This is a genomic window from Xenorhabdus kozodoii (genome assembly GCF_002632875.1).
Taxonomy (GTDB): domain Bacteria; phylum Pseudomonadota; class Gammaproteobacteria; order Enterobacterales; family Enterobacteriaceae; genus Xenorhabdus; species Xenorhabdus kozodoii.
On sequence record NZ_NJCX01000069.1, the window covers coordinates 1 to 1,469 of the forward strand.

A 1,469-nucleotide genomic window follows, 5' to 3' on the forward strand; every position below is an offset into this window, starting at 1 on the left:
GCACTGGGCAGCATATAGTCCGCCAGATGCTGGCTAAGTTGCTCGCGCAATGCCGCCGGCACCAGTTCCGCCCCGTTCTCTGGCCGCAGGTAGGCGACCAGTCGTTTCTGGTTGGGTTCATCTTCGCGGGCGATCACCACCGCTTCGCGTACCCCGTCACATTGGGTCAATCTGGCCTCGATTTCCCCCAGTTCGATGCGGAAGCCGCGCAGTTTGACCTGAAAATCATTGCGGCCAAGGTAGTCGATATTGCCGTCGGGCAACCAGCGGCCAAGGTCACCGGTTTTGTACATCCGGGCATCGGGTTCCGCAGCAAAGGGATCGATAAGGAAACGCTCGGCGGTCAATTCGGGGCGGTTGAGGGAACCGCGGGCGACACCGGCACCGCCAATATACATTTCCCCGGCCACCCCGACGGGAACCGGTTGTTCATGCGTATCCAGAATGTAAATCCGGGTATTGGCAATCGGGCGGCCGACAGGAATGGAGCGCGTCACCTCAACGGGAGACGTGATCCCATAGGTGGTGGCAAATGTGGTGGTTTCCGTTGGGCCATAGCCATTGATCAGGTTGGCCGGCTGGGACACTGCCCGTTGCACCTGTTGGATTTTCCTTGGATCAAGCACATCCCCGCCGACAAGCAGGTAACGCAATTGACCAAACAGGGGCGCCAAATTATCCAGGTACTCGTTAAATAAGCCGACGGTGAGCCAAAGTGCCGTGACCTGCCCTTTCACCAGTACCTGACAGAAGCGTACCGGATCGAGCAGTATCGATTGTGGAACCACATGCAGGCGGGCGCCATTGAGCAGGGCAGACCAGATCTCCCAGGTCGAGGCGTCAAAAGCGATATTGGCGCAATGGGCGACACAATCATCGGGGGTAATATCGGCAAACCCGCTATTGATGATCAGGCGCAGGACATTGCGATGCTCGACCATTACCCCTTTCGGTTGGCCGGTCGAACCGGAGGTGTAAATCACATAGGCCAGATGGCGGGATGTCAGCCCCGGTACAATGGGGTTATCCGTCGGCTGTGAGGCCAATATCGGCGTTTGGCTGTCGAGGACAGTGTCAAGTAACACCGGCGCGGCGGCGTGAGCGGGGAGTTTGCTGAGCTGTGCCGTCTGGGTGAGCAATACCCCCGGTTTGGCATCGTCCAACATATAGGCCAGCCGCTCGGCGGGGTAAGCCGGATCGAGCGGCAGATACGCGCCGCCGGCTTTCAGGATAGCCAGTAAGCCGACCACCATTTCCAGACTGCGCTCGACACAAATCGCGACCCGATCATCCGGGCGTACCCCCAGCGCCATCAGGTGATGGGCTAGCTGGTTGGCACGGCGGTTTAACTCCCCGTAGCTGAGTGTGTGATCCTCAAAGACCGCGGCAAGGCTGTCGGGATGCTGTTCTGCCTGTGCTTCAAATAGTTGGTGGATGAACGCGTCTTGCGGGAAATCCGTTTGGGTGGC

General features: G+C 59.0%; 1 protein-coding gene. It reads right to left on the reverse strand.

The window, feature by feature from the left end; genetic code table 11:
* Positions 1 to 1,469: non-ribosomal peptide synthetase (locus Xkoz_RS19065; RefSeq protein WP_141554456.1), on the reverse strand; the 1,469-nt coding region annotated here is incomplete at both ends.